Raw genomic sequence first — 21,760 nt, forward strand, 5'->3', positions numbered from 1 at the left:
ACTTTGTTTGACAAGAAGCGGTTTCAACCGCCGAATTTTAAACACGCTCTAATATCTTCCTCCGTCAACTCTGGAAAATCGTCCAGAATTTCTGCATGAGACATTCCTGCAGCCAGCCAACCCCAAACATCATAAACGGTAATTCGCATTCGCCTGATGCAAGGCTTTCCACCGCGTTTACCTGGCTCGATCGTAATGATTTTGCGATCGCTCATGACAAGACCTAGTTTAGTACATTTTTCTTGAAGTTTAACCTAATCTTGGAATAAGCGATACAATTTACTAAACTTCGCAAGTTGTTCAACCTTAGAGGTAATAGCCTAGCTCTATGAATACCCTCGACCAAGTGCTAGAAACTGCTTTGCAACTGTCCTACGAACAGCAGGAAATGCTGATAAAAATCCTGCAAAACCGTCACCGCGAGAGTATCCGCGCCGAAATAGCTGCGGATGCCCAACAAACATTAGCTGATTTCCGTACAGGCAAATTTCGACACCAGTCAGCCGAGGAGGTTATTGCAACATTACGCCAGTCTTTGGACGAGCCCGAAGCATGAGACAACTGGTTCTGACTCCCAAATTCAAACGAGCATTTCGCAAGTTTGTTAAACGAAATCCTGAGCTCCAGCAACGTATTGAAGAATCTCTTCAACAAATGGAAGCAGATGTATTTTTTCCCAACCTAGGTACTCATAAACTAGGTGGCTAACTTGAGGGTCTTCAGTCATGCTCTTGCGGCGATAATTGTCGGATTGTATTCTCGATTGAAGAGGACACGGAAACAAATAGTGAAGTCATTGTTTTACTCGACATCGGGACACATGATGAGGTCTATTAACTGTGTCAGTTATTATTAGATAATAACTTCACAAATAGATTTAATGTTTATTTAACTTATCCACAAACTCCGCAACAGCCGCGACAAATTCTGCGGTTGATTCGTAGGGCAAAACATTCCGCCCCGGCATTAATAAACCTTCCGCATTGGGAAAATGAGCTAAATATTGCGCTAATCTTTCATCCGGTTTCTCTTCCTTACCCGCTTGACTGATGCTTGAGGCTTTTTCTCCCATCACAATCAGTGCGGGGCGATCGAACTTTTGAATCGTACCGCTATAATCCTGCCGCCAAAACCCCGCTAAAAACGAGAAAACCGCGTGTCTGCTGTCAGGATTTGCCGCCCCAGCCTGCAAAGCATCCAACCATTCGCTGTCAACTTTTGCCGCATCGCCAAACAGTTGTTTTACTGAAAAAAAACGCAAAAACTCAGCGCGTCTGGCGTAGCGATAAAAAGCATTTCCCAACGGAGAATTTAACAAATTCCAGACAATTCGTTGCTGTCTTTCTGTCGAATGTTTGTTCATCACAGCCCAAGCGGGAGGCCCCGCGAGGACTAAGCCGCGAATTAAATTTGAACCGCTTTCCTGCTGCATTTTTGCTAAAGCCAAGGCTACAGACAGTAATGCACCTTGTACAAGTACGATCGCAGGTTTTTTGACTACAGTTTCCAAGAAATACTGCAACTGTGCAGCCCAATCGTCAGGATAGCAAGCCACAGCCGGCATTTCGCAATCACCGCAGCCCAACAGGTCGGGATTATAAATCGGATTAGTGTTCCCTGCTTTGTACCAACTCTCACAAAATCTATGCCAAAAGATTCTTGACAATCCAACTCCAATCGGATGAATTAATAACAAAGGGATGCTATCTTCTGTCGCAGTAGTTGGTTTATAAACCTCATAAGCACAGCGATAATTTTGCCATTCGTAAAACAGCGTTGGTGATTTTATAGACGAAAGGGTGGATAAATCTTGGGTGGAATATTGTGGCTGCATATTAATGTTTTAATTTATCATACACTAGGCGCTACGACAATGCGAGTTTGAGCTTGGACATTTGGTTGGGAGTGGGCAATACGAATCTCTACATTGCTGCCGAGTGCGTTGAGAAAACTAAATAGGCGTTCTGTAGAGAAGTCGGATAATTTACCGCGCATCAGTGCTAATATCTTGGGTCGATCGATTCCTAAGAGCTTTTCTGCTTCAGTCTGGCTTAGTTGGCGTTCCGAGAGTAACTCACTGATTTGATGAGCTAGTTCTGCCTTAATCAATAGTTCATCAGGATTGGGGAGCCCTAAGTCAGCAAAGACATTCCCACTGCTTGAATGCACTTTCATTTCTTCAGCCATTTTATTCCTCCAAGTCTTTCTGTTCTAAATATGTTTTATACAGGGCTGTTTCATTCTCAGGAAAATCGGGATTTTGTAGGGGCGTCCCCCGTGCCTACCCTGCCCCATCCACTAGGCGTTTCAGGTATCGGGGCAACCACGGGGGATTGACCCTACTGAGAATTAAACAGCCCTGATGTTTGATAATGTTCTTGGGCACGCTTAAGCCGAGCTTCAATCAGCTCTATATCTTGCTTGGGAGTAGAAATTCCCTGCTTGGATTTCTTTTGAAAAGCATGGAGAACATAGACTATTCCTTCAAACTTCACCGTGTAGACAGCTCTGTAAGTGTCTCCATCAAAATTATCAACAATTTCTAGAACACCAGCACCTTTAAATCCTTTGAGTGGTTTAGCATCAGGATGCTTTTTACCCACTTGAGCGCGGTATAAGGCGAAACCCATGATTTGCTGGACATCTTCGGGAAACTCGCGCAAGTCGTCGCGAGAACTGCCGATCCATTCAACGGGTTTTAATACCGAATTCATATTCTTAATTATATTGTTTATATTATAAAAATTATTATAACATCAAGGGTGAGACGAGCGCCAAAAATATAATTACTTAATCATGTCAGAACAGCGGATAACCATTTCTTTACCTAACTTGCTGCTAATTGTAGCATCGTCCTTGCTGCTAGTGCTGCTGTGGCAATTGCGGAGCCTGCTAGTAATTCTGATGATATCAGTTGTGCTGGCCGCATCGATCGTCCCGATCGTTAATTGGGCCCAAACGATGCGGGTTCCCCGCTGGCTGGCGGTGATTATGGTTTATTTAACTCTCATCGGCGGATTTAGCGGGACGGTAGTGTTAATCGGGCCCACGGTAATCGAACAAATAGAGTTACTGCTGCGGCAGTTACCAGTTTATGTCGAAAGTCTGGAAACCTTAGCAACTAATTTATTGAGTCGCCTAACCGACGATGCCCCTGCCTTGGTGGGTCAGTTGGTGGACACTCAATCGCTGACTAATTGGCTGATTCGATCGAGCCAACAACTGGTTTTGCGATCGTACAGTTTAACTAGAGGCATTCTCGGCGGTTTCTTCAGCTTAGTTTTAGCATTATTTATTTCAGGTTACATGGTTGCAGACAGCGACACATTAATTAAAAGTTTGGTGCAATTTTTCCCAAAACCTTGGGACGCAAGATTAGCCTCACAAGCCGCGCCCATCGGTCAAAGAATGGGGAGTTATATTCGCGGGCGAGTGTTAGTTTCGGGCATTTTAGGGATATTTATTACCACAGGTTTGAGCATTTTGGGAATGCCGGAATTTGCTTTAGGCTTGGGTGCGATCGCAGGTGTTACCAACCTGATTCCCTTCATTGGCCCCGTGTTAGGAGCAGTACCAGCATTAATAGTAGCTTTAGCTAAAGGTGGCTGGGTACTTTTGTGGGTATTACTGTTATTTGTAATCATCCAGAATTTAGAAACTTACGTCCTCGATCCTTTGCTGGTTGGTTCATCGGTTGGTGTGCATCCTTTATATCAATTGCTTTCTGTATTGGGAGGCGTTCAAGTATTAGGAATTATTGGAGCTGTAATCGTACCGCCTTGGTTTGCGGGAGTGGCAGCTTTGATTGAGAACTTGTATTTAAAACCGAAGCTTAGGAGCGAACATCGAGAGGCAATAGATCAGGCTAAAAATAATTCTGACTTGCCACCTCTTACACCTTCAGCGTGATAGCAGCTTACGCCTTGAGAATTCAACACAGTAGACTCCAATTGCAAGCATTCGCTCACCTCTGTGGAAATTATCTGCGTTTATCCGTGTTTATCTGCCTTACATCAGCGGTTGACTATCAATCAAAGATTCATGCAATAAATCTAGTATCCACAAGTCCGCTGACTAAGGACTAATTGCCACTTCAATGCGGCGGTTGCGCTGCCGATTACCATCAGAACTATTATCTACCGAAGGGCGACTTTCTCCATAGCCGATCGCCACCCAATGATACTTCTGACCGAGCACACCCGACAAATACTGCACCACAGCCTGAGCCCGCGCAAACGACACATTGCGATTGTCCGCCGCTTCCCCCGCGTCGTCAGTGTGGCCCGCAACCCGCACAGTTGCCCCCTCGTGATTGCCCAACTCCGCGACCAAATTGTCCAAAATCGCATTAGTTCCCGCGCGCAAAGAAATGCTGCCAGTATCAAACAAAACATCGCTGGGTAGAGTCACCATCAGCCCCTCCCCCCCAAACACCGGATTATTGGCATTCTGGGGCGCAGTATTCACCGTTTCAGGGTTCAGACTCGGGCTGCTGCCGATCGCAGGTAAAGCAGGGGCAAGACTTGCCGCCGTTTCCGGCGCAGCCAATTCCCGCGACATCAACTGCAAACGCTTTTCCAAAGTTTCCGTCGGCCGGCTGCTGCCCAACTGACTCTCCAAAGCCGCCGTGCGACCAATCAGCGCGTTGAGTTGGCCCTGCAACTGTCTCAAATCCGACTGCAATTTCTCTCTCTGGGCAGGGCTGACTTTTGACTGGGGAGTCGGTGTAGCCGTTGGTGGCGGGAGCGCCGGAATTGGCGTTACTGGGGCGCGTTTCGGGCTGGAGGTCAAATTTGGAGTTACACGCAGCAATCTCTCTGCCAGCGGCATCTCCGTCGCGCCTGACGGATGAATTTGAGCGATCGCCATCCCCAAAACCCACGCAAAACCGCTGCCCACCCCCAGCAGCAGCAGTCGAAAAATCAGCGACAGTACAAGCAAACCTTTTCCCCGCGACTTGGAGACGCGAATCGGGGGGATTGAAGGTTTTTGGTTAAAAGATCGCGTCATATTTCATCCCTCTCGGTGTACATACCAGATTAATTTCGATACTATCTTACCTATCCGATTTGAGATTTGAGATTTAAGATTTGAGATTTATCCTCCAATCTTAAATCTCAAAAAGAAACCCGGTTTCTATAAATCTGGGGTTGGACGGCGAAATATCGAGGCAGAAACCGGGTTTCTAGTTTGTTGCGTGCCAGCCTGAATCTGTTGGATAATTCAGTAAAAGTTTTGGAAAAAAAACCGATGACTGACCCTTTAAATAGCCCTTATCCCGTTCCTTGGGAATGGATTAGTGCCACTCATGCTAAAGTGAGCTCCACTGCCGGCACAGGCCTGCGCTACTATCGCAGTCCATCCCTAGTTTCAACTAACGGCCAATACGCAGCTTACAGTCGAATTGAGTTGCAAGTGCAGCCGGAATTTTCCCGGTGTCGGGTTAGCAGCGTCATGTTTGTGGAAAATCTCAAAACCGGCGAACTGCAAACAGTGGCTGCTGCTTCGCCACTGGCCGAAAGTGGGATGTATGCTAGCGATGATACAGATATGTCCGGGACGATCGCCATTTTAGTGCCTGTTTCTTGGAATCAAGACGGTTCCCGCATTCTCGCCCGCGAATTTGAAGCACTTTTCAACTCTTCCGATATGTCCGACTACGGTGTCATTTGGGACAAAAATGATAATTACACTTATACCGTTGCTCCCGCTCGCAGTCTTTACACTCATGCTGTATTGTTGGGTTGGAGTCAAGTTTGTCCCGGAAAAGTTCTGTTCCGCGCCGGCAATTTGGGCGATCGATCTTGGCCTCTTTGTGCCGTTGATATGACAGGGCAAACGGTACCAGTCACCGAAGACAAACCCCTAGTTTTCGGCAGTCAAGCCAGCAAAGACTGGATCGAACCTAAAACTCGTTTTTAGATATTATGGCGGTATTCTCTTTGATCGGGCCAACAATTTTTTTAGTTTCAGGTCAGTCTTTAAACCAATTCATTTTGACTCTGGGGCTGATTATTTTAGCTGTTGTTTTTGGTTTAACAGCATTTATTTTTATTCGCATTTTCCTCAATTGGTTGCATGAAAAATTGGAAAACACTCGCCTTTTCTTTAAACGCTCGTTTAAAAAAAATACTGGCTCTTTAACCGCTAATATTTCACAACCTGAAAAAGTTTTTTTAGAACCCCGATTCGTAGAAAGTGACGGCAATTTAACAGCTACTATTTTTGGAGGAAAAAGCCATATTTCAGAAGCGCTTGAGCCGGAGATAATCTGTGAAAATCCAGCAGCAGTTGCCTACCTCTACAAGCCGATCGCTCTTTGGCAGGGGCGCTTAATTTTGCCGTCAAAGGAAGATCGCCAGCCCTACGGTTCAGTGTATCTTGAAGTGATAAATGCACCCAAAAAACATCAATACTTCCTTGGTAAAACAGCCTTTTTGAAATGGAGTACAAATCGCGAAGTACAGTTTTTTGTCCACGCCGTAACCCAAGATATAAACTTCACAAAACAGGCTAAAAATAGTAAAAAATCTGGCAATATCCATCCAGATAGATTGAGCGGTTGGCGAAATGTCGGCCCTTTAGAAACTCTAGCAGGCAGCAGACTCGAAGACAGCGTGACTGTGATGTTACGCAGGCCGGTGATTGCGATTAATTATAGCAGCAGCGATCGCCAGGAACTCACGATCGATCGCGAACCAGTACAAATTATCGGACGTTTCTGCGCCTTAGTCTCAATTTTACAGCGCAAAGAAGCCGACAGCGACAAATTTATTGTCCGGCATTTCAACAAAACATCTCAACAATTTGACGGCGCCGCTGAAATAATTCGGATTCCCCAAGTACAGCCAGATAAAAATGGCGTAGCGAGGTTTACCAATCACCTGATCGAACAATCCCCCTTAAATCCAGACGGCTGGTACATTTACGGCGAAAGAGACGAAGACAGTATATTTGTAGTGCAGGCAATCGAACCTCGCAAAATTGCCCAATTAACACCCGATGAAACACATTTCGGCCTCAAAAAATCTCTCTCTTATTTAAACTACAAAAATTGGGAAAATACACCAGCCCAAAAAGGGCAAGCAAAAAGAGTATTGTTAACCCCAAATGAGGCTACAGAAAACGATTCAATCTCTCCTTGGCAAGAAGGAGATATCGGGATAGTGATTCACAGTTTCGGCGGTATCGGCGGCAAAAAAGGCGAACGGCCACCGCTGGGGATTGTCACCGGACATTTTGCTTTCGGAGTAGCAAAAGTAGTGCGCGATCGCTTTACCAGCGAACTGCGTTTTGACATAGAATACAAACAAGTTTACGCCCACAATCCCGACGGAATTGTTGCCGGTTCCAGCAAATGGCAAAGCTACATGGGAGACTTGCAGCGCGGCTGGTTGGGCGATCGCCCGGTTTGCGATATTATCTGTAAATTAGACTGCGTGTGTTGCGACTACGATTTTGACGGCATCACCTTGTCGCCTTTAACCGAATTAAACCAGCAACTAGATATCATGATGGCCCGCTACCGCAGCGGAGACGGCACCGGCGCAAGTTTAGTCACGCCAGCAACTTCTTGCGTGCAAGATTCAAGTCAGGCAATTTACGCGACAATTAAAAAAATTACTTCCGAAATAGAGTCAAATCCTCAGATTCAAGACTGGTTGAAAACACATCCCACCGACGCACAAACCCAAAGGTTTCACCAGCTAGTAGCTTTAGGAGAGAGTTTAGAAAAAGTATTAATGCCCCTCGGCATTGTCCGTCCAGATTGGCGGAAAAATGCAAGGTTGGCGGGGATTGATGCGGAACTGAAAAAAACTTTTTTTGTCGGTATAGTGAACCTGATAAAAGCTGCTATTAGTTACCGAACAATGCTGCCCAGGCGCACCCAAGATGAAATAGCCAAAATTTTCTTAAAACAGGGAGCATTTTTGTGGATAATTCGCACAAATCAAGTCGGAGGATTTGACCCCGACATTGAGCCGATCGCACCAACAGGCCTTTGAATCAGCAATCGGTTTGTAGATGATTCGGATCTTGAAATCGCTACTAGAAAAACCAAGTCTGCCTCCGCAGACTAAGAGATTGAGGGAGTATTTAAGCGGGATTTGGTATCAGTCAACCGTTAACCGTTAACCGTTAACAGTCAACAATCAACCGTTAACAGTCAACAATCAACCATTACCAGGGAGTGACTTGAACAGTGCCGTCTTGTGCAAAAACTACTCGGAAATCAGCCAGCGGTTCCGCAGGCGGCCTGCTGCCAACCGGCTTGTAAAGCAACTCCGACAACGGCGTTTCGGATCGATCAACTGCTGCCGAATTCTCGGACTTGTAACCGACAATTGCCCCGTCTTGGGCCACACTCACCCGATAAAGCAACTCCGCATCAACCGGAGGCTGATTCTTCACAACTCCGCCAATTTGCTGTGAAAGTTTGCCCCTCAACAGCTCAATTTGCCCTGGATCGGTAATTGGTACGGCTGCTGAATCAGGGCTTGCCAAACCTGTAGCAACAGGACTGGGCGTGCTTTCCGGCGAAGTGTTCGACTGCGGTGTGGCGCTAGGTGAAGCGTCCGACTGCGGGGCGGGGTTCGGAGTCGGCGAACTCGATTCAGCGTTCGGAGTTTTATCCGCAGGCAGCAAACCGTCAGGCGCAGGCCTGGGATTGGGATTCGGCGAGCCCGATCCGCCCGGATTCGGCGTTCCCTGATTCTGGCCCACTGGATTGGGCTGCCGCACCGGATCTCTCGGACGCTGGACTTCGGGCACTGGCACCAAGAAAAACGCCATCGCCGCCAAAGCCAAACTCGACACCCCCACGACAGCAGGCAAACTCCGCTTCGCCAAAGGTTCGGCAGACTTGACGTAACGCTTGGAAATTGGGGTTAATTGCAGTGACAATTCCGGCAGCGTCTGCGTGTCGGCAAAAAACTGATCTATCGCCTCTACCAAATCAAATAGCTGTACCGTCGTCAAATCAAATTTTGCCGACTGTTCTGTTTTTTGCTCGATTTGGGTTGCGCTGCCTGTGGAGGCGGGTAGAACGGTCAACCGGTGCAAATTCCCGTCAATTCTGTGTAACTGCACCATACCCACATTCGGGCCGTAGCGATCGGGATAATGCACTCCGCTCATAAATTCTTGAGCGTAGCTGCTGACGGCCCTCACCAAGCTTTCAAAAAATTCCCGTCCCCCCGTCAGGGGCTCGCCGAGATCTTTCACATAGCATTCAGCGCTCATTAGTATGGAAAGCACCGGCCGTATATCTAACTGGCTGGCTGCCGATCCATCGCTCAACCCTTCTAGAACCAGGGTGCAATTTGGCAGACTGTACTGACGCCTAATAGTCATTTTTTATTCAAGTTCTCCATCAAACAGGCTAACCCAGAAGCGCTGCATTCCGGCTGTGCCTGTACAAAATAGCAGTTTGCTCAACAAGTTCAAAGCTAGTTCGTTGAGCTTGTCGTCGGAATCGTAAGCTGCAACTAGCGATCGCTTGGGGTTCATGCGCGATCGAAAGTGAGCTCGAAAGCGTTCTAAATACTCCGCCAGTGGCAAGTGCTGGTTGAGGGGGATATTTCTCGATCGCAACTGCTGCGAGTCTAGCAGCAACTGCCGAATTGTCGCGGTTAACTTACGCGCCATATTGCAGGCGATCGCCACCAGCGCTTTTGCCTCCACAATGGTAAGCGAGCGGCGCTGGGTGTAGCGTCTCAGCGGGTTAGTATTACGCATCAGCCAAAGGGCAACCCGATTTTTGATAATTGATTCCAATTCCAGGTCCTTTGACACGGCCAGCATTTCTTCGGCACCTCCGAGATACAAGGCTTCGATCGCCAGCAACATCAAGTCAATTTGCAATCTGGCTCGGCGGGGACATCCCCCATCGGAGGGCGATAAGTCTGGCAAACTGTCTAAAATTAACGGGTTTGACTGGGTAAGCGAAGTTTCTGACGGCATTAATATCACGGCAACATCCATTCCAAACAAACTATACGGGCACGGGGGGTCTTGAGCAAGACAAATTCTCAACCAAGAACTTCTCTGGGATACTTTATTTTTATCATTAACTTTTAGGTATATTTTCAATTTAGCAGCAACCGACCGTCGCGGGCGAGTTCCGGCGGCGGGACTTCGATCGCCCACTCCCCCACCCCGCCGCCGCTTTGTGATTCCTTGCTTCATGAGGGCAGAAGGGGAGAGTCGGAAAGCGACAAAGAATTACCCATTTCCCATCTCTTATTTCCTATCGGGATCGATCAATGTTCCGCCTTCTGGGGTTTCGCCACTGCTGCTCTTTGAGCCGTAAAATCACTAGCCGCTGCCCCAGCGGTAAGACTAATTTTTCCCCTGAGGCTTTCTTGCTCGACAATTCCGCGCATTTTAACAGAACTGTTTTGACCGGTTGCTGTGGAGTCGCTGCAACCGGCTAAATTAGGAACCGCACCCGACAAGTTCAATCCTTGAGTTTCCCACTTACCAAATAGAGAAGGTTTCTCCTCGGCTGTTTTTTCCCTGCCCTCTCTGCTGCCCGATCGCAAATTACCGCTCAGATAAACACCCGATTGCTCGATTGTCAATACCAAGGAATCAGATTTCAGACATTCGGGCAAACTTTTAGCATCGAAGCGATAATTTCCCGCAATTGCCGGGGCTGCCTTTAAATTTGTTTCGCCGTAAGCACTCACTACTTTAAACAGCAGCGCAACTAAGCCGATCGTAATCCCGTAAAATGTCAGCGATTTGAGCCTTAAATGATTCATCATCTTGGTAATTAATAATTGGGCATTGGGCATTGGGCATTGGGCATTGGGCATTGGTACTAACTCACAAATAACCAATAACCAATAACAACAGTCAACAGTCAACCATCAACTGACTACCTTTGAGGAAGTACCGACGCCAAGTGCGATCGCACTTTAACGTAGCACCGGGCAATCAGCAGCGAAGAATGACACTGCACAGCCAATTCATCAGTATACTGTCCCAAAGTTTGGCGCTCAATTCCCCACTCCCGACTCGTACCCGCAATCGTCAAATCAGCATTAGCAGAAGCCGCAATCACTGCTTGAATTGGCTCAGCAGCCTCCACAATCGGAGTTTCAATGCGCGATCGCACCTCAACCGGCAACTGATCCATCACTCGCTGAAAATCATAACTCAGCTCGTTTCCAGCTTCCCCGTCAACCGCCACCCGCAGCACCGTCAAACGGCGTTCCTCGCTATTAACTAACAATCTCAGCGCCAATTCTAACCCCAAATCATCGTGAATGTTTGCCGCGTAAGGTACTAACAAGTTATTCAACCTTTCTCGGCCTCTATCAACAAAAATTGCTACATCCACCTTTGCGTTGCTGAGAATTTGACCGACACGTCCTCCCAAACGGTTGCTGCTAAAAGTAGGCCTGTGCCATCCTACTAAAATCAAATCCGCGCGATCGAGCTCCGCAATTTGTGCCGTTTCCCGCGCTACATCATTAGTAATCCGAATGATAGGATGTACAAATTTCCGCGCCTCCGGCAGTTCCAAACTCTGGATCAATTGTGATAATTGCGAGCGGCGCTCTTGAATAATGCGATCGGCTTCCGCAGGCGTACTTTTAAAGGCATAGTCCTCATTTAATTCTATCAAACTCAGAGGATGAACCGCCGCCGACTGTAAATCGTCACCACCCATACCAGCGGCCGGCTGCGCCAGCGCTACCGCTAGTTGCAGTAAACCTTTCTGCGTGCTGGGATTGGCAACTGGTAATAAAATTCGATAAGTGGGCAGCAATTTTTGACCTGTTTCTTCCCTGCTACCGGCAATTGGTGAATCTTCTAATTCTGAATCCTCAGAGCTAACTTCTGAAATATCTAACCGAATTAACCGTTTGGGATAAGTCCACTCCAACAGAGGCGAAGTCATAAAAGTTGTGACTAAAGCCATGATGACTAACATCGTAAATAGCAGCGGCGAAATTACGCCCAAGGAAAGACCGATATTCAGCACAATTAGTTCAGTCAAACCACGAGTATTCATCAGCCATCCCAACGCTGAAGCTTCGCGGTTGCTGATGCCGCAAACTCTGGCAGCAACGTAAGTGCCGACGTATTTGCCGACAATTGCCACTCCCAAAACTGCGGCGCACAGCAGCCACAATTCTGGACTGTTGAGTAGGCCGATTTGAGTACGCAAACCGCTGTAAGCAAAAAAGACTGGCAGCAGAAATATCAGGACAAAATCTTCGGTTTTCTCAGCTAATTCTCGGGTTAATCCCGCATTTTTCGGCATTGCGACACCCAGCAAAAATGCACCGAAAATTAAATGAATGCCGATTAATTCAGTAATTAAGGCAGAAGCTACAACTCCCATGTAAATTCCCGACAGCACTAACTGTGTTAATCTGCCGGTGCGGTTGTAGTGCTGGGAAATGTGTTGCAACAACCAGCGGACTACAATCAGCATGAAAGCGATGTAAATTAAAGATGCAAAAATGGTCGGCAAAGCGCCGATCATGGAGTTAGTTCGAGTAACTGCGATCGCCACCGCTAACAAACACCACGCCGTTACGTCATCTACCGCCGCGCAAGTCAGGGCCAGCGTCCCCAATTTTGTATTCTGCAAGTTGTGCTCTGTAATAATTCTTGCCAGCACCGGAAAAGCAGTAATTGACATCGCAGCGCCTAAAAACAAAGCAAAGGCGGTAAAGGAAACGCTATTATTTGAAACAATGGGATACAGCAGCAGCGCTAGCAAGCTTCCCAGAGAAAAGGGCACTAGAATACTGACGTGGGAAGTTAAAATCGCGATATCTAAATTGCTTTTGAGATACTTCGGATTCAGTTCCAAACCAACCAAGAACATGAAAAATATCAGCCCCACCTCAGACAGCACGTTGAGGAAGGGAACGGCTTCGGCTGGGAAAAGTGCTGTTGCTAAATCGGGTGCAACTAAGCCAAACAGAGAAGGCCCGAGCATAATTCCTGCTACAATTTCTCCAATGACTTGAGGTTGTTTAATAGATCGAAATCCTAAACCGACAAGTCTCGAAAGTGCGATGACAATTAGAACTTCAAGCAGGACGAGAATGGGGATGGGCATGGCGTTTTTAGCTTTGGAATTTTTGCGGATCGAGAGGACACGGCAGTAAAGCCGACAGAATTGGCGATCGAAAAAAATGGATACCAGCTCGATCGAAGGTAGAAGGCACAAGAGGCGCACCAACAACGCCATTCTCTCACAAGCGAACAAAGGCTTTGGCCACCTCCCACCTAGATTTTTCGTTTTTAAGAAGCGCTTGCGAGTAACTCTAACCGCATCGTGCACACCCCGCACCCAACCCGCCCATTAAATCTCACATCCCGGTGCCACGCCAACCCTACGGATATCAGATTGTCAGAAAAAGTAGCGCGCGCTGTGATAAACTAGAAAAGTTGTTTAAATTCGCACATCCGGGTTTTCGGGTGTTTCGAGGGCGCAAACCTTCAGAAATACGACCGGGTGGAGGATTAACCCGAATCAGGAGTTAAAAATACAATGCCAGTAGTCAGTTTGGCTCAAATGTTAGAGTCAGGGGTTCACTTCGGACACCAAACCCGCCGGTGGAACCCGAAAATGGCTCCCTACATTTTCACAGAGCGCAACGGGGTTCACATCATCGACCTCGTGCAAACCGCTCAGCTTATGGAAGACGCCTACGAGTACATGAGAGTTGCCTCAGAAAAAGGCAAAAAGTTTTTGTTCGTGGGTACGAAGCGCCAAGCCGCAGGGATTGTAGCCCAAGAAGCTCAACGCTGCGGTGCTTATTACGTCAACCAGCGCTGGCTGGGGGGAATGCTCACCAACTGGACGACGATTAAGTCCCGCGTGGAGCGCCTCAAGGATTTGGAGCGCCGCGAGGAAATCGGCGCCCTAGATTTGCTGCCGAAAAAAGAAGCTTCGGTGCTGCGCCGAGAAATGACCAAACTCCAGAAATATCTGGGCGGGATTAAATCTATGCGGAAGATTCCCGACGGAGTGGTGCTGGTAGACCAACGCCGCGAGTATAATGCGGTGTTGGAATGCCAAAAGTTGGGAATTCCGATCGTCTCTCTGTTGGACACCAACTGCGACCCGGATTTGGTTGACATTGCGATTCCGGCTAACGACGATGCTATTCGATCGATCAAGCTGATTGTCGGCAAGTTGGCTGATGCCATCTACGAAGGTCGTCACGGTCAGCAGGGCGGCGACTCTGAGGAAGACTACGACTACGAAGGTGGCTACGAAGGCGCTGAATATGATGTCGAAATCGAAGAATTGGATGACCCCGATTATGTAGATCCCGACGACGCCGCTGAGGCCGAGGGCGAAGAAACCGAGAGCTAGTAGGGCCCTTGGAATCTGACACCAGTAAATTAAAAATTAAAGATTGAAAATTAAAAATAATTATTATTTTTAGTTGGATATTTTTAATTTTTAATTGTACATAGCACGAGTCTAAGTCATTAGTAGAGCTCTGGCAAAAGCATTCATTGTGTCAGGGCCAGAATTAATTCTGGCGCTACACCTACAAAGTCGGTACTAATATCGACTGGGTATTTCTTCACTCTGGTCTAATCATTAACATTAAAATTAGTGACTAATGACTGATGACTAATGACTAATGACTAATGACTAATAACTAATTTTGATTGGGAACTTAAAGAAGATGGCGGACATATCTGCAAAACTTGTTAAAGAACTGCGCGAAAAAACTGGCGCGGGCATGATGGACTGCAAAAAAGCCCTCGTTGAAAACGAAGGCAATATGGAAACATCCATTGAGTGGCTGCGGAAAAAAGGTCTGGCTTCGGCAGGTAAAAAAGGTGGACGAGTTGCCTCAGAAGGGCTTGTAGGCAGCTACATTCACACGGGCGGCCGCGTCGGCGTGCTGGTGGAAGTTAACTGCGAAACAGATTTTGTGGCACGTCGCGAAGAATTCCAAAAGTTGGTGCGGGATATTGCGATGCAAATTGCAGCTTGCCCGAATGTGGAATACGTGAAAGTTGAAGATATCCCCGCCGAAGTTGTCGAAAGAGAAAAGGCAATTGAAATGGGCAAAGATGACTTGGGCAACAAGCCGGACAACATCAAAGAAAAGATTGTTCTAGGGCGGATTGAGAAGCGCATGAAAGAGTTATCTTTGATGGATCAGCCTTTTATTAAAGATCAGAATATCTCGGTGGAAGAGTTGGTGAAACAAACGATCGCCCAAATTGGAGAAAATGTCCAAGTGCGCCGCTTCGTGCGTTTTGTCTTGGGCGAAGGCATTGAAAAGGTAGAAGCTAACTTTGCCGATGAAGTGGCAGCCCAAATGGGTGCTCAATAATCCCAAATTAAGATTTAGAATTAAAAATTAAAAATGTGAAAAATCAATTTTTTGCATTTTTAATTTTTAATTTTTACAAGACTTATGGACAGACTATATTTGTAGGGCCTGCAGTGCACACCTTACTACAGATAGCGTAAGGATTTAAAACCTGCGTAAGTCCTATTTTAATTTTATACGAGAGATATGGTGCGACCAAGAGAGCGAATAGAGCAAGATTTGGCAGGACTCGAAGAGGCTTTAGCAGCCTTGAAGTTGGAGTATAGCAATACCTATGAAGGTTATTTAAATGCGTTGGGACAAGCGGTGCGGCAGCAGTTAATTTTGGCTTGCTATCACCTTTGCACTCAAGCAGTACCGGATTCGTTTCTCAAGTTGTCCTTCGATGGGCGGCAAAAAATGCAGCAGTCTGTAAGGGCTTTGGCTGCGGCGTCGGAGGAAAAATTGCGATCGCTGGTGAGTGAATCAGAAACAGAGGAAGAAATAGAGGAAGAGGAAGACGAAGACGAAGAGGAAGACGAAGACGACTTCGACAAAGACGAAGAGGAAGACGAAGAAGACGAAAAGGAAGAAGACGAAAAGGAAGAAGACGAAAAGGAAGAAGACGAAAAGGAAAAAAACCAAGTTTCGGCGATTAACTATCTATTTTCATTGGCAAATTATCAATTGCCAAGTGCCAATTCCCCAGAAAGTTTGGCACGCTGGCAAAATAGTATTGAAAAGTCGATCGTCCATATACTCAAGCTGCTTTCTCGCGACACCAACCGCTTGCTGCAACAGTCGGGAATATTGCCGAGTCAATTGCCAGAACCGGTTCTAGAAGCTGCTTCTGGTGCTGAATCCTCCGGCGATAGTGTTGCTGGGCCTCCTAACTTATTAAACTTAATCATTGAAACCGACGCCTCACCAGCATCGCGAAAATTGGCAGCAACCTTTGGTAGTAGGGCGCTGCACATTACAGCAATTAAACTGCGACTGTCGGAAATAGAGTTTGCCGATGCGGGAACCTCGGCTTGGCGACAGCAAATTCGTAACCTGTCTGTAAAGTTGAACTCGCTGGGCCGCGATTATCAGAAAAAGCAGCGGGAACTCGCTGTGGTGGAGGCTGAGTCGGCTTGGCGATCGAGTTGGTTTGAAGATTAGTCAGTTGTCAATTGACAGTTGTCAGTTGACAGTTGTCAGTTGTCAGTTGTCTGGAATTCTTGAGCTATGATTAATAACTAATGACTAATGACTAATGACTAATGACTAATGACTGATGACTAATTACTAATGACTGATGACTAATAACCAACCAGAATGGCAGCGATTGCAAAAAGCTCTTTCAGTAGAAGCCGATCGCGGATTTAACGACATCCAAGGCAGTCAATACCGCTTCAGCGAGTTTCTGGGCCTGAGTTTGAGACAACTTGCAGGTTCTGTGGCCGCTTCTGCGCGCGATCGAGCCAGACAACTAGCCGCTGAATTTGACATCTACCCTCAGAAAGATCTCGAAGAGCGCCAACATTCGATCGCCATTACGGTCAGTTTTCTCAGGCAAATGGAGCAAGTTTGGGAACAAGAAACTCGCCACCAGCAAGAACAAGTAGCACAAGTCAGACCCGCAAACGCTAACGCTTCTGAACCAAGCGCCCCAGCACTTTCCGTTCCCCGAACTGCACCCCTGAATACAGCACCCGCCCCACCAAGCCTGACTCTCGACCAACAGTTAACCCGGGTCACTGGCATCGGCCCCGCCAACGGCAACCGCTTGGCCAAACTGGGTTTATACACTGTATATGACTTACTTTACTACTATCCGCGCAACCACATCGACTATGCAAAGCAAGTACAAATTCGCGAGCTAATAGCCGGGGAAACTGTCACTTTAATCGCTGAAGTAAAGCGCTGCAATTGCTTTTCTAGTCCGAAGAATAAGAAGTTAACCATATTAGAAGTAATTTTAAAAGACCGCACCGGAGAGATAAAAATTAGTCGTTTTTTTGCAGGCCCTCGCTACAGCAATCGCGGTTGGCAAGAATTTAAAAAGCGCGAGTATTGTACTGGCGCGGTGCTGGCAGCTTCCGGGTTGGTGAAGCAGGGTAAATATGGAATTACTTTAGAAAATCCTGAGTTAGAAGTATTAGACGACTCCGGCGGTGCGATCGAATCAATGAAAGTCGGCCGCCTGATACCAGTTTATCCGCTGACGGAGGGGGTGGATGCTGGTTCGGTGAGGCGATCGATTTTGGCTGCAATGCCGGCGGCGAAAATGTTGCCAGAATCGCTACCAGAGGATTTGCGCGAGCGTTACGGTTTAATGGGTTTAGCCGATGCCGTGACTAATATTCACTTTCCGCTCGATCGAGATTGTTTAGCCGCCGCCCGCCGCCGCTTAGTTTTTGACGAATTTTTCTACCTGCAATTAGGACTTTTAAAGCGCCGCCAAACCCAAAGGAAAGCTCAAGCTAGCGCAGTCATCATTCCTAGCGGTAAATTGATCGAACATTTTTATGAAATCTTGCCTTTTGCTTTGACTAATGCTCAGGAAAGAGTAATTAACGACATCCTCAACGATTTAGCTTCGGCGCAACCGATGAACAGATTAGTGCAAGGCGATGTCGGTGCTGGCAAAACAGTAGTAGCCGTCGTGGCCATGCTAGCAGCAATTCAATCCGGCTATCAAGCCGCTTTAATGGCGCCGACAGAAGTTTTAGCAGAACAGCACTATCGCAAATTGGTAGGTTGGTTTAACTTGATGCACTTGTCTGTAGAACTGTTAACTGGTTCCACAAAAATAGCCAAGCGCCGCGAAATTCACAACCAATTAGAAACCGGAGAATTACCTGTTTTAGTGGGAACTCACGCGCTGATTCAAGATACGGTGAATTTCCATAAATTGGGTTTGGCGGTAATTGATGAACAGCACAGATTCGGTGTGCAGCAGCGCGCTAAATTGCAGCAAAAAGGCGAGGCTCCCCACGTTTTGACCATGACGGCAACTCCCATTCCCCGGACGCTGGCACTGACGCTCCATGGGGATTTAGATGTGAGTCAAATTGATGAACTTCCCCCCGGCAGGCAGGCGATTCAAACAACTGTACTGTCTGCCAAAGAACGCATCCAAGCTTACGATTTGATTCGGCGGGAAGTGGCTAGCGGGCGTCAAGTTTATGTGGTACTGCCGCTGGTGGAGGAGTCGGAAAAGTTGGATGTGCGATCAGCAATTGAGGAAAAAGAGAAACTTGAAAAAAGTGTATTTCCTGAGTTTAAGGTGGGTTTGCTGCACGGTAGAATGAGCAGTGCCGACAAAGATGAAGCAATTTCTAAGTTTCGGGACAAAGAAACCGATATTTTAGTATCTACTACTGTGGTCGAAGTAGGGGTGGACGTGCCGAATGCCACGGTAATGCTGATTGAAAATTCCGAGCGTTTTGGACTGTCGCAACTACACCAGTTGCGGGGTAGAGTCGGTCGAGGCAGCAATCGTTCTTATTGTTTGTTAATGCCTGGTTCCAAAACAGCGGAAGCTATGCAAAGAATGAAGGTTTTAGAACAATCTCAAGATGGCTTTTTTATTGCAGAAATGGACATGAGACTGCGCGGGCCGGGCCAGGTTTTGGGAACTCGGCAGTCAGGTTTGCCAGATTTTGCTTTGGCGAGTTTGGTGGAGGATCAGGAAGTTTTGGAGTTGGCGAGGGCCGCAGCTCAAATGGTAATTGAGAATGATGAAAGTTTGAATCAGTGGCCGGTGGTGCGGGATGAGTTGGAGCGGAGATATCAGCGGATGATGAGCGGGTCGATTTTGACTTAGATATTCCTGGACGCAGCAATTTGGTTTTTTTATAGCTATCTTGAAATTATCTGCGTTTATCTGCTTAATCTGCCTTACATCTGCGGTTCCGTATTAATCAAAGATTTATGCAATCTTATCTAATATTTTGGTAGAAAAACCCGGTTTCTGACCACCCGTGCGTCCAGGACTATTTGCTCAATGAGTTCCTCAACCGAACCTAATTTCTGAGAAGATTTTGCCCTTTGTCTGGGTTATTTTAATGAGTTGTCAGGCTTGCAGCACTTATTGAAGCAAGAATCCTTCGCAGGAATGACGAGAAAGTGTCAAAATTAAGATAGTCCTGCCAGAAACAGGGAAAAGGAAATCCGGCCTGTACTGGCCTTACCGGGCAACATTGATTCCTCGCTTGTCACGCTTGCAGGTGGTCGCCGACGGTTCGTCGCATTTAATCTCAACAGTAATTATGAAAGATCTCACTCGTTATCGAAATATCGGCATCTTCGCCCACGTAGATGCTGGCAAGACCACCACAACAGAAAGAATCCTGAAACTGACAGGTAAAATCCACAAAATTGGTGAAGTTCACGAAGGCGCGGCGACTACTGACTTCATGGAACAGGAGCAAGAGCGCGGGATTACGATTCAGTCCGCTGCTACCACCTGCTTCTGGAACGAGCATCAGCTCAACATCATTGATACTCCGGGACACGTCGATTTTACGATCGAGGTTTACCGTTCTTTGAAGGTTCTCGATGGTGGCATTGGTGTGTTCTGCGGTTCGGGTGGAGTTGAACCGCAATCTGAAACCAACTGGCGCTACGCTAACGATTCCAAAGTCGCTCGCGTCATCTACATCAACAAGCTCGATCGCACCGGTGCAGATTTTTACCGCGTTGTCAAGCAAGTTGATAAAATCCTCGGAGCTAAACCGATGGTGATGGTATTGCCGATCGGCATAGAAGAAAAGTTTTGCGGCGTAGTCGATTTGCTGACCCGCAAAGCCTGGATCTGGGATGATTCCGGCGATCCGATGAACTATCAAATTAAAGATGTCCCCGCCGATATGGTCGATGATGTCGAAACTTGGCGCGAACAGTTGATCGAACTGGCCGTCGAGCAAGACGACACTCTGATGGAACAATATCTCGAAGGCAACGAGCCGAGTATTGATGACCTCAAGCGCTGTATTCGCAAAGGTACTCGCGATCGGGCATTTTTCCCCACCTACTGCGGCTCATCGTTTAAAAACAAAGGCGTGCAGTTGGTTCTAGATGCCGTAGTTGACTACCTGCCAAACCCGATGGAAGTCACACCGCAGCCAGAAGTCGATCTCGATGGCGAGGAAACCGGCGAGTTTGCGATCGTCGATCCCAACCGGCCATTGCGGGCACTCGCGTTTAAGATCATGGACGATCGCTACGGTGCTCTAACCTTCACGCGCCTCTACTCCGGTACTCTGTCCAAGGGCGACACCGTACTCAACACCGCCACAGGCAAGACCGAGCGCATCAGCCGTTTGGTGGAAATGCACGCCAACTCTCGCGAAGAAATTGAATCGGCCCAAGCCGGGGACATCGTGGCGATCGTCGGTATGAAAAACGTCCGCACCGGACACACCATCTGCGACCCCAAAAATCCCGCCACCCTAGAGCCGATGGTATTCCCCGATCCCGTTATTTCGATTTCGGTCAAACCGAAACAAAAAGGCGGCGAAGAAAAAATGGGAGCAGCCCTCACCAAGATGGTGCAAGAAGACCCATCCTTCCACATGGTGACGGATCAAGAAAGCGGCGAAATGATTCTCAAGGGGATGGGCGAGTTACACCTCGACATCAAAGTAGACATTCTCAAGCGCACCCACGGCATCGAAGTAGAAGTCGGCGAACCACAGGTAGCCTACCGCGAGTCGATTACCAAGCGCCTCGAAGACGAATACACCCACAAAAAGCAATCAGGTGGTTCCGGTCAATTTGCGAAAATTGGCTATGTGATCGAGCCTGGTGAAGTTGGAAGCGGCTTCCAGTTTGAGTCAAAAGTGACTGGTGGTAGCGTGCCGAGAGAATATTGGCCAGCCGTCGAAAAAGGCTTTGAAAGCTGCATCGACAAAGGCGTCTTGGCTGGATTCCCTTGCTTGGACTTGAAATTCACGCTACTAGAAGGCGGTTTCCACCCCGTTGACTCGTCAGCAATGGCCTTTGAAATTGCTGCCAAAGCGGCCTATCGGCAGTCTCTGCCTAAAGCAGGGCCTCAGTTGCTCGAACCGATTATGAATGTCGATGTATTCACTCCAGATGATTACATGGGCGACGTGATCGGCGACCTCAACCGCCGCCGGGGGATGATGAAATCTCAGGAAACAAGCCAGACAGGAGCACGGATCAAGGCAGATGTACCATTGAGCGAAATGTTTGGTTACATTAGCGATTTGCGTACTATGACCTCTGGGCGCGGACAGTTCTCAATGTCTTTCTCGCACTATGCTCCTTGTCCGAATAACATCGCTGAAGAAGTGATTAAGGCGGCAAAAGAGCGTCAAGCTGCGAAGTAATGTATTTGACTCCTGGTAGGTGCTATCTGGAGTCAAACAGAAAAATTAGATCCCCGCTTTTTGAAGAAATCGGGGATCTAATTTTTGTAAACTATCGGTTAG

At 47.5% G+C, this 21,760-nt stretch carries 18 protein-coding genes; 9 read left to right on the forward strand and 9 right to left on the reverse strand.

Going from position 1 to position 21,760, the window contains the following annotated elements:
- Window positions 1-23: 23 nt before the first annotated feature.
- Window positions 24-215: a DUF433 domain-containing protein gene (locus tag QT994_RS21460; RefSeq protein WP_333177949.1), complete on the reverse strand. Its 192-nt coding sequence runs from the start codon at window positions 213-215 to the stop codon at window positions 24-26.
- Window positions 216-328: 113 nt separating this feature from the next.
- Between QT994_RS21460 and QT994_RS21465 the strand changes: the two genes are divergently transcribed.
- Entirely contained in the window at window positions 329-556 is a 228-nt protein-coding gene (locus tag QT994_RS21465; protein WP_333177952.1) for a hypothetical protein, read from the forward strand.
- A gap of 321 nt (window positions 557-877) precedes the next feature.
- On the opposite strand, the gene QT994_RS21470 is transcribed toward QT994_RS21465, so the two are convergent.
- The 3 genes from QT994_RS21470 to QT994_RS21480 form a co-directional block, all read right to left on the reverse strand.
- A complete protein-coding gene (locus QT994_RS21470; RefSeq protein ID WP_333177955.1) occupies window positions 878-1,834 on the reverse strand; it encodes an alpha/beta hydrolase in 957 nt (318 codons plus the stop codon).
- Between the two features lie 17 nt (window positions 1,835-1,851).
- Window positions 1,852-2,187 carry a helix-turn-helix transcriptional regulator gene (locus tag QT994_RS21475; protein ID WP_333177958.1) on the reverse strand — a complete coding sequence of 112 codons (336 nt, stop codon included), beginning with the start codon at window positions 2,185-2,187 and terminating at the stop codon, window positions 1,852-1,854.
- A gap of 152 nt (window positions 2,188-2,339) precedes the next feature.
- On the reverse strand, window positions 2,340-2,714 hold the full coding sequence (locus tag QT994_RS21480) for a type II toxin-antitoxin system RelE/ParE family toxin (protein WP_333046408.1): 375 nt from the start codon (window positions 2,712-2,714) through the stop codon (window positions 2,340-2,342).
- Between the two features lie 82 nt (window positions 2,715-2,796).
- Here QT994_RS21480 and QT994_RS21485 point away from each other — a divergent pair, with 82 nt between their 5' ends.
- The gene (locus QT994_RS21485; RefSeq protein WP_333177961.1) at window positions 2,797-3,909 is read left to right on the forward strand and encodes an AI-2E family transporter; all 1,113 of its coding nucleotides are present in this window, start codon (window positions 2,797-2,799) and stop codon (window positions 3,907-3,909) included.
- Between the two features lie 165 nt (window positions 3,910-4,074).
- Here the strand turns inward: QT994_RS21485 and QT994_RS21490 are convergent, their stop codons facing one another.
- Window positions 4,075-5,010, reverse strand: a complete 936-nt coding sequence (locus tag QT994_RS21490) for an OmpA family protein (RefSeq protein ID WP_333177964.1) — start codon at window positions 5,008-5,010, stop codon at window positions 4,075-4,077.
- A 240-nt stretch (window positions 5,011-5,250) separates the two neighbouring features.
- Here QT994_RS21490 and QT994_RS21495 point away from each other — a divergent pair, with 240 nt between their 5' ends.
- Both QT994_RS21495 and QT994_RS21500 read left to right on the forward strand, forming a co-directional pair.
- Window positions 5,251-5,922 carry a hypothetical protein gene (locus tag QT994_RS21495; protein WP_333177967.1) on the forward strand — a complete coding sequence of 224 codons (672 nt, stop codon included), beginning with the start codon at window positions 5,251-5,253 and terminating at the stop codon, window positions 5,920-5,922.
- Window positions 5,923-5,927: 5 nt separating this feature from the next.
- The gene (locus tag QT994_RS21500; protein ID WP_333177970.1) at window positions 5,928-8,006 is read left to right on the forward strand and encodes an abortive infection protein; all 2,079 of its coding nucleotides are present in this window, start codon (window positions 5,928-5,930) and stop codon (window positions 8,004-8,006) included.
- 175 nt (window positions 8,007-8,181) lie between these two features.
- On the opposite strand, the gene QT994_RS21505 is transcribed toward QT994_RS21500, so the two are convergent.
- The 4 genes from QT994_RS21505 to QT994_RS21520 form a co-directional block, all read right to left on the reverse strand.
- Window positions 8,182-9,354 carry a DUF4335 domain-containing protein gene (locus QT994_RS21505; RefSeq protein ID WP_333177973.1) on the reverse strand — a complete coding sequence of 391 codons (1,173 nt, stop codon included), beginning with the start codon at window positions 9,352-9,354 and terminating at the stop codon, window positions 8,182-8,184.
- 3 nt (window positions 9,355-9,357) lie between these two features.
- Window positions 9,358-9,984 carry a DUF3038 domain-containing protein gene (locus QT994_RS21510; protein WP_333046514.1) on the reverse strand — a complete coding sequence of 209 codons (627 nt, stop codon included), beginning with the start codon at window positions 9,982-9,984 and terminating at the stop codon, window positions 9,358-9,360.
- Between the two features lie 278 nt (window positions 9,985-10,262).
- On the reverse strand, window positions 10,263-10,799 hold the full coding sequence (locus QT994_RS21515; RefSeq protein ID WP_333046398.1) for a hypothetical protein: 537 nt from the start codon (window positions 10,797-10,799) through the stop codon (window positions 10,263-10,265).
- 83 nt (window positions 10,800-10,882) lie between these two features.
- Complete coding sequence (locus QT994_RS21520; RefSeq protein WP_333177975.1) at window positions 10,883-13,087, reverse strand: cation:proton antiporter domain-containing protein; 2,205 nt, start codon at window positions 13,085-13,087, stop codon at window positions 10,883-10,885.
- Window positions 13,088-13,522: 435 nt separating this feature from the next.
- On the opposite strand from QT994_RS21520, the gene rpsB reads away from it, so the two are divergent.
- The 5 genes from rpsB (at window position 13,523) to fusA (ending at window position 21,658) form a co-directional block, all read left to right on the forward strand.
- On the forward strand, window positions 13,523-14,353 hold the full coding sequence (gene rpsB / locus QT994_RS21525; RefSeq protein ID WP_333046395.1) for a 30S ribosomal protein S2: 831 nt from the start codon (window positions 13,523-13,525) through the stop codon (window positions 14,351-14,353).
- 322 nt (window positions 14,354-14,675) lie between these two features.
- A complete protein-coding gene (tsf, locus tag QT994_RS21530) occupies window positions 14,676-15,335 on the forward strand; it encodes a translation elongation factor Ts (protein ID WP_333046393.1) in 660 nt (219 codons plus the stop codon).
- A gap of 186 nt (window positions 15,336-15,521) precedes the next feature.
- A complete protein-coding gene (locus QT994_RS21535) occupies window positions 15,522-16,478 on the forward strand; it encodes a hypothetical protein (RefSeq protein ID WP_333177979.1) in 957 nt (318 codons plus the stop codon).
- Between the two features lie 136 nt (window positions 16,479-16,614).
- Window positions 16,615-19,128, forward strand: a complete 2,514-nt coding sequence (gene recG / locus QT994_RS21540; RefSeq protein WP_333177981.1) for an ATP-dependent DNA helicase RecG — start codon at window positions 16,615-16,617, stop codon at window positions 19,126-19,128.
- Window positions 19,129-19,573: 445 nt separating this feature from the next.
- Window positions 19,574-21,658, forward strand: coding sequence for an elongation factor G (fusA, locus tag QT994_RS21545; protein WP_333046387.1), 2,085 nt, complete (start codon window positions 19,574-19,576; stop codon window positions 21,656-21,658).
- Window positions 21,659-21,760: the final 102 nt, after the last annotated feature.

It is taken from the genome of Microcoleus sp. S13_B4, from assembly GCF_036700885.1.
Taxonomy (GTDB): Bacteria; Cyanobacteriota; Cyanobacteriia; order Cyanobacteriales; family Microcoleaceae; genus Microcoleus.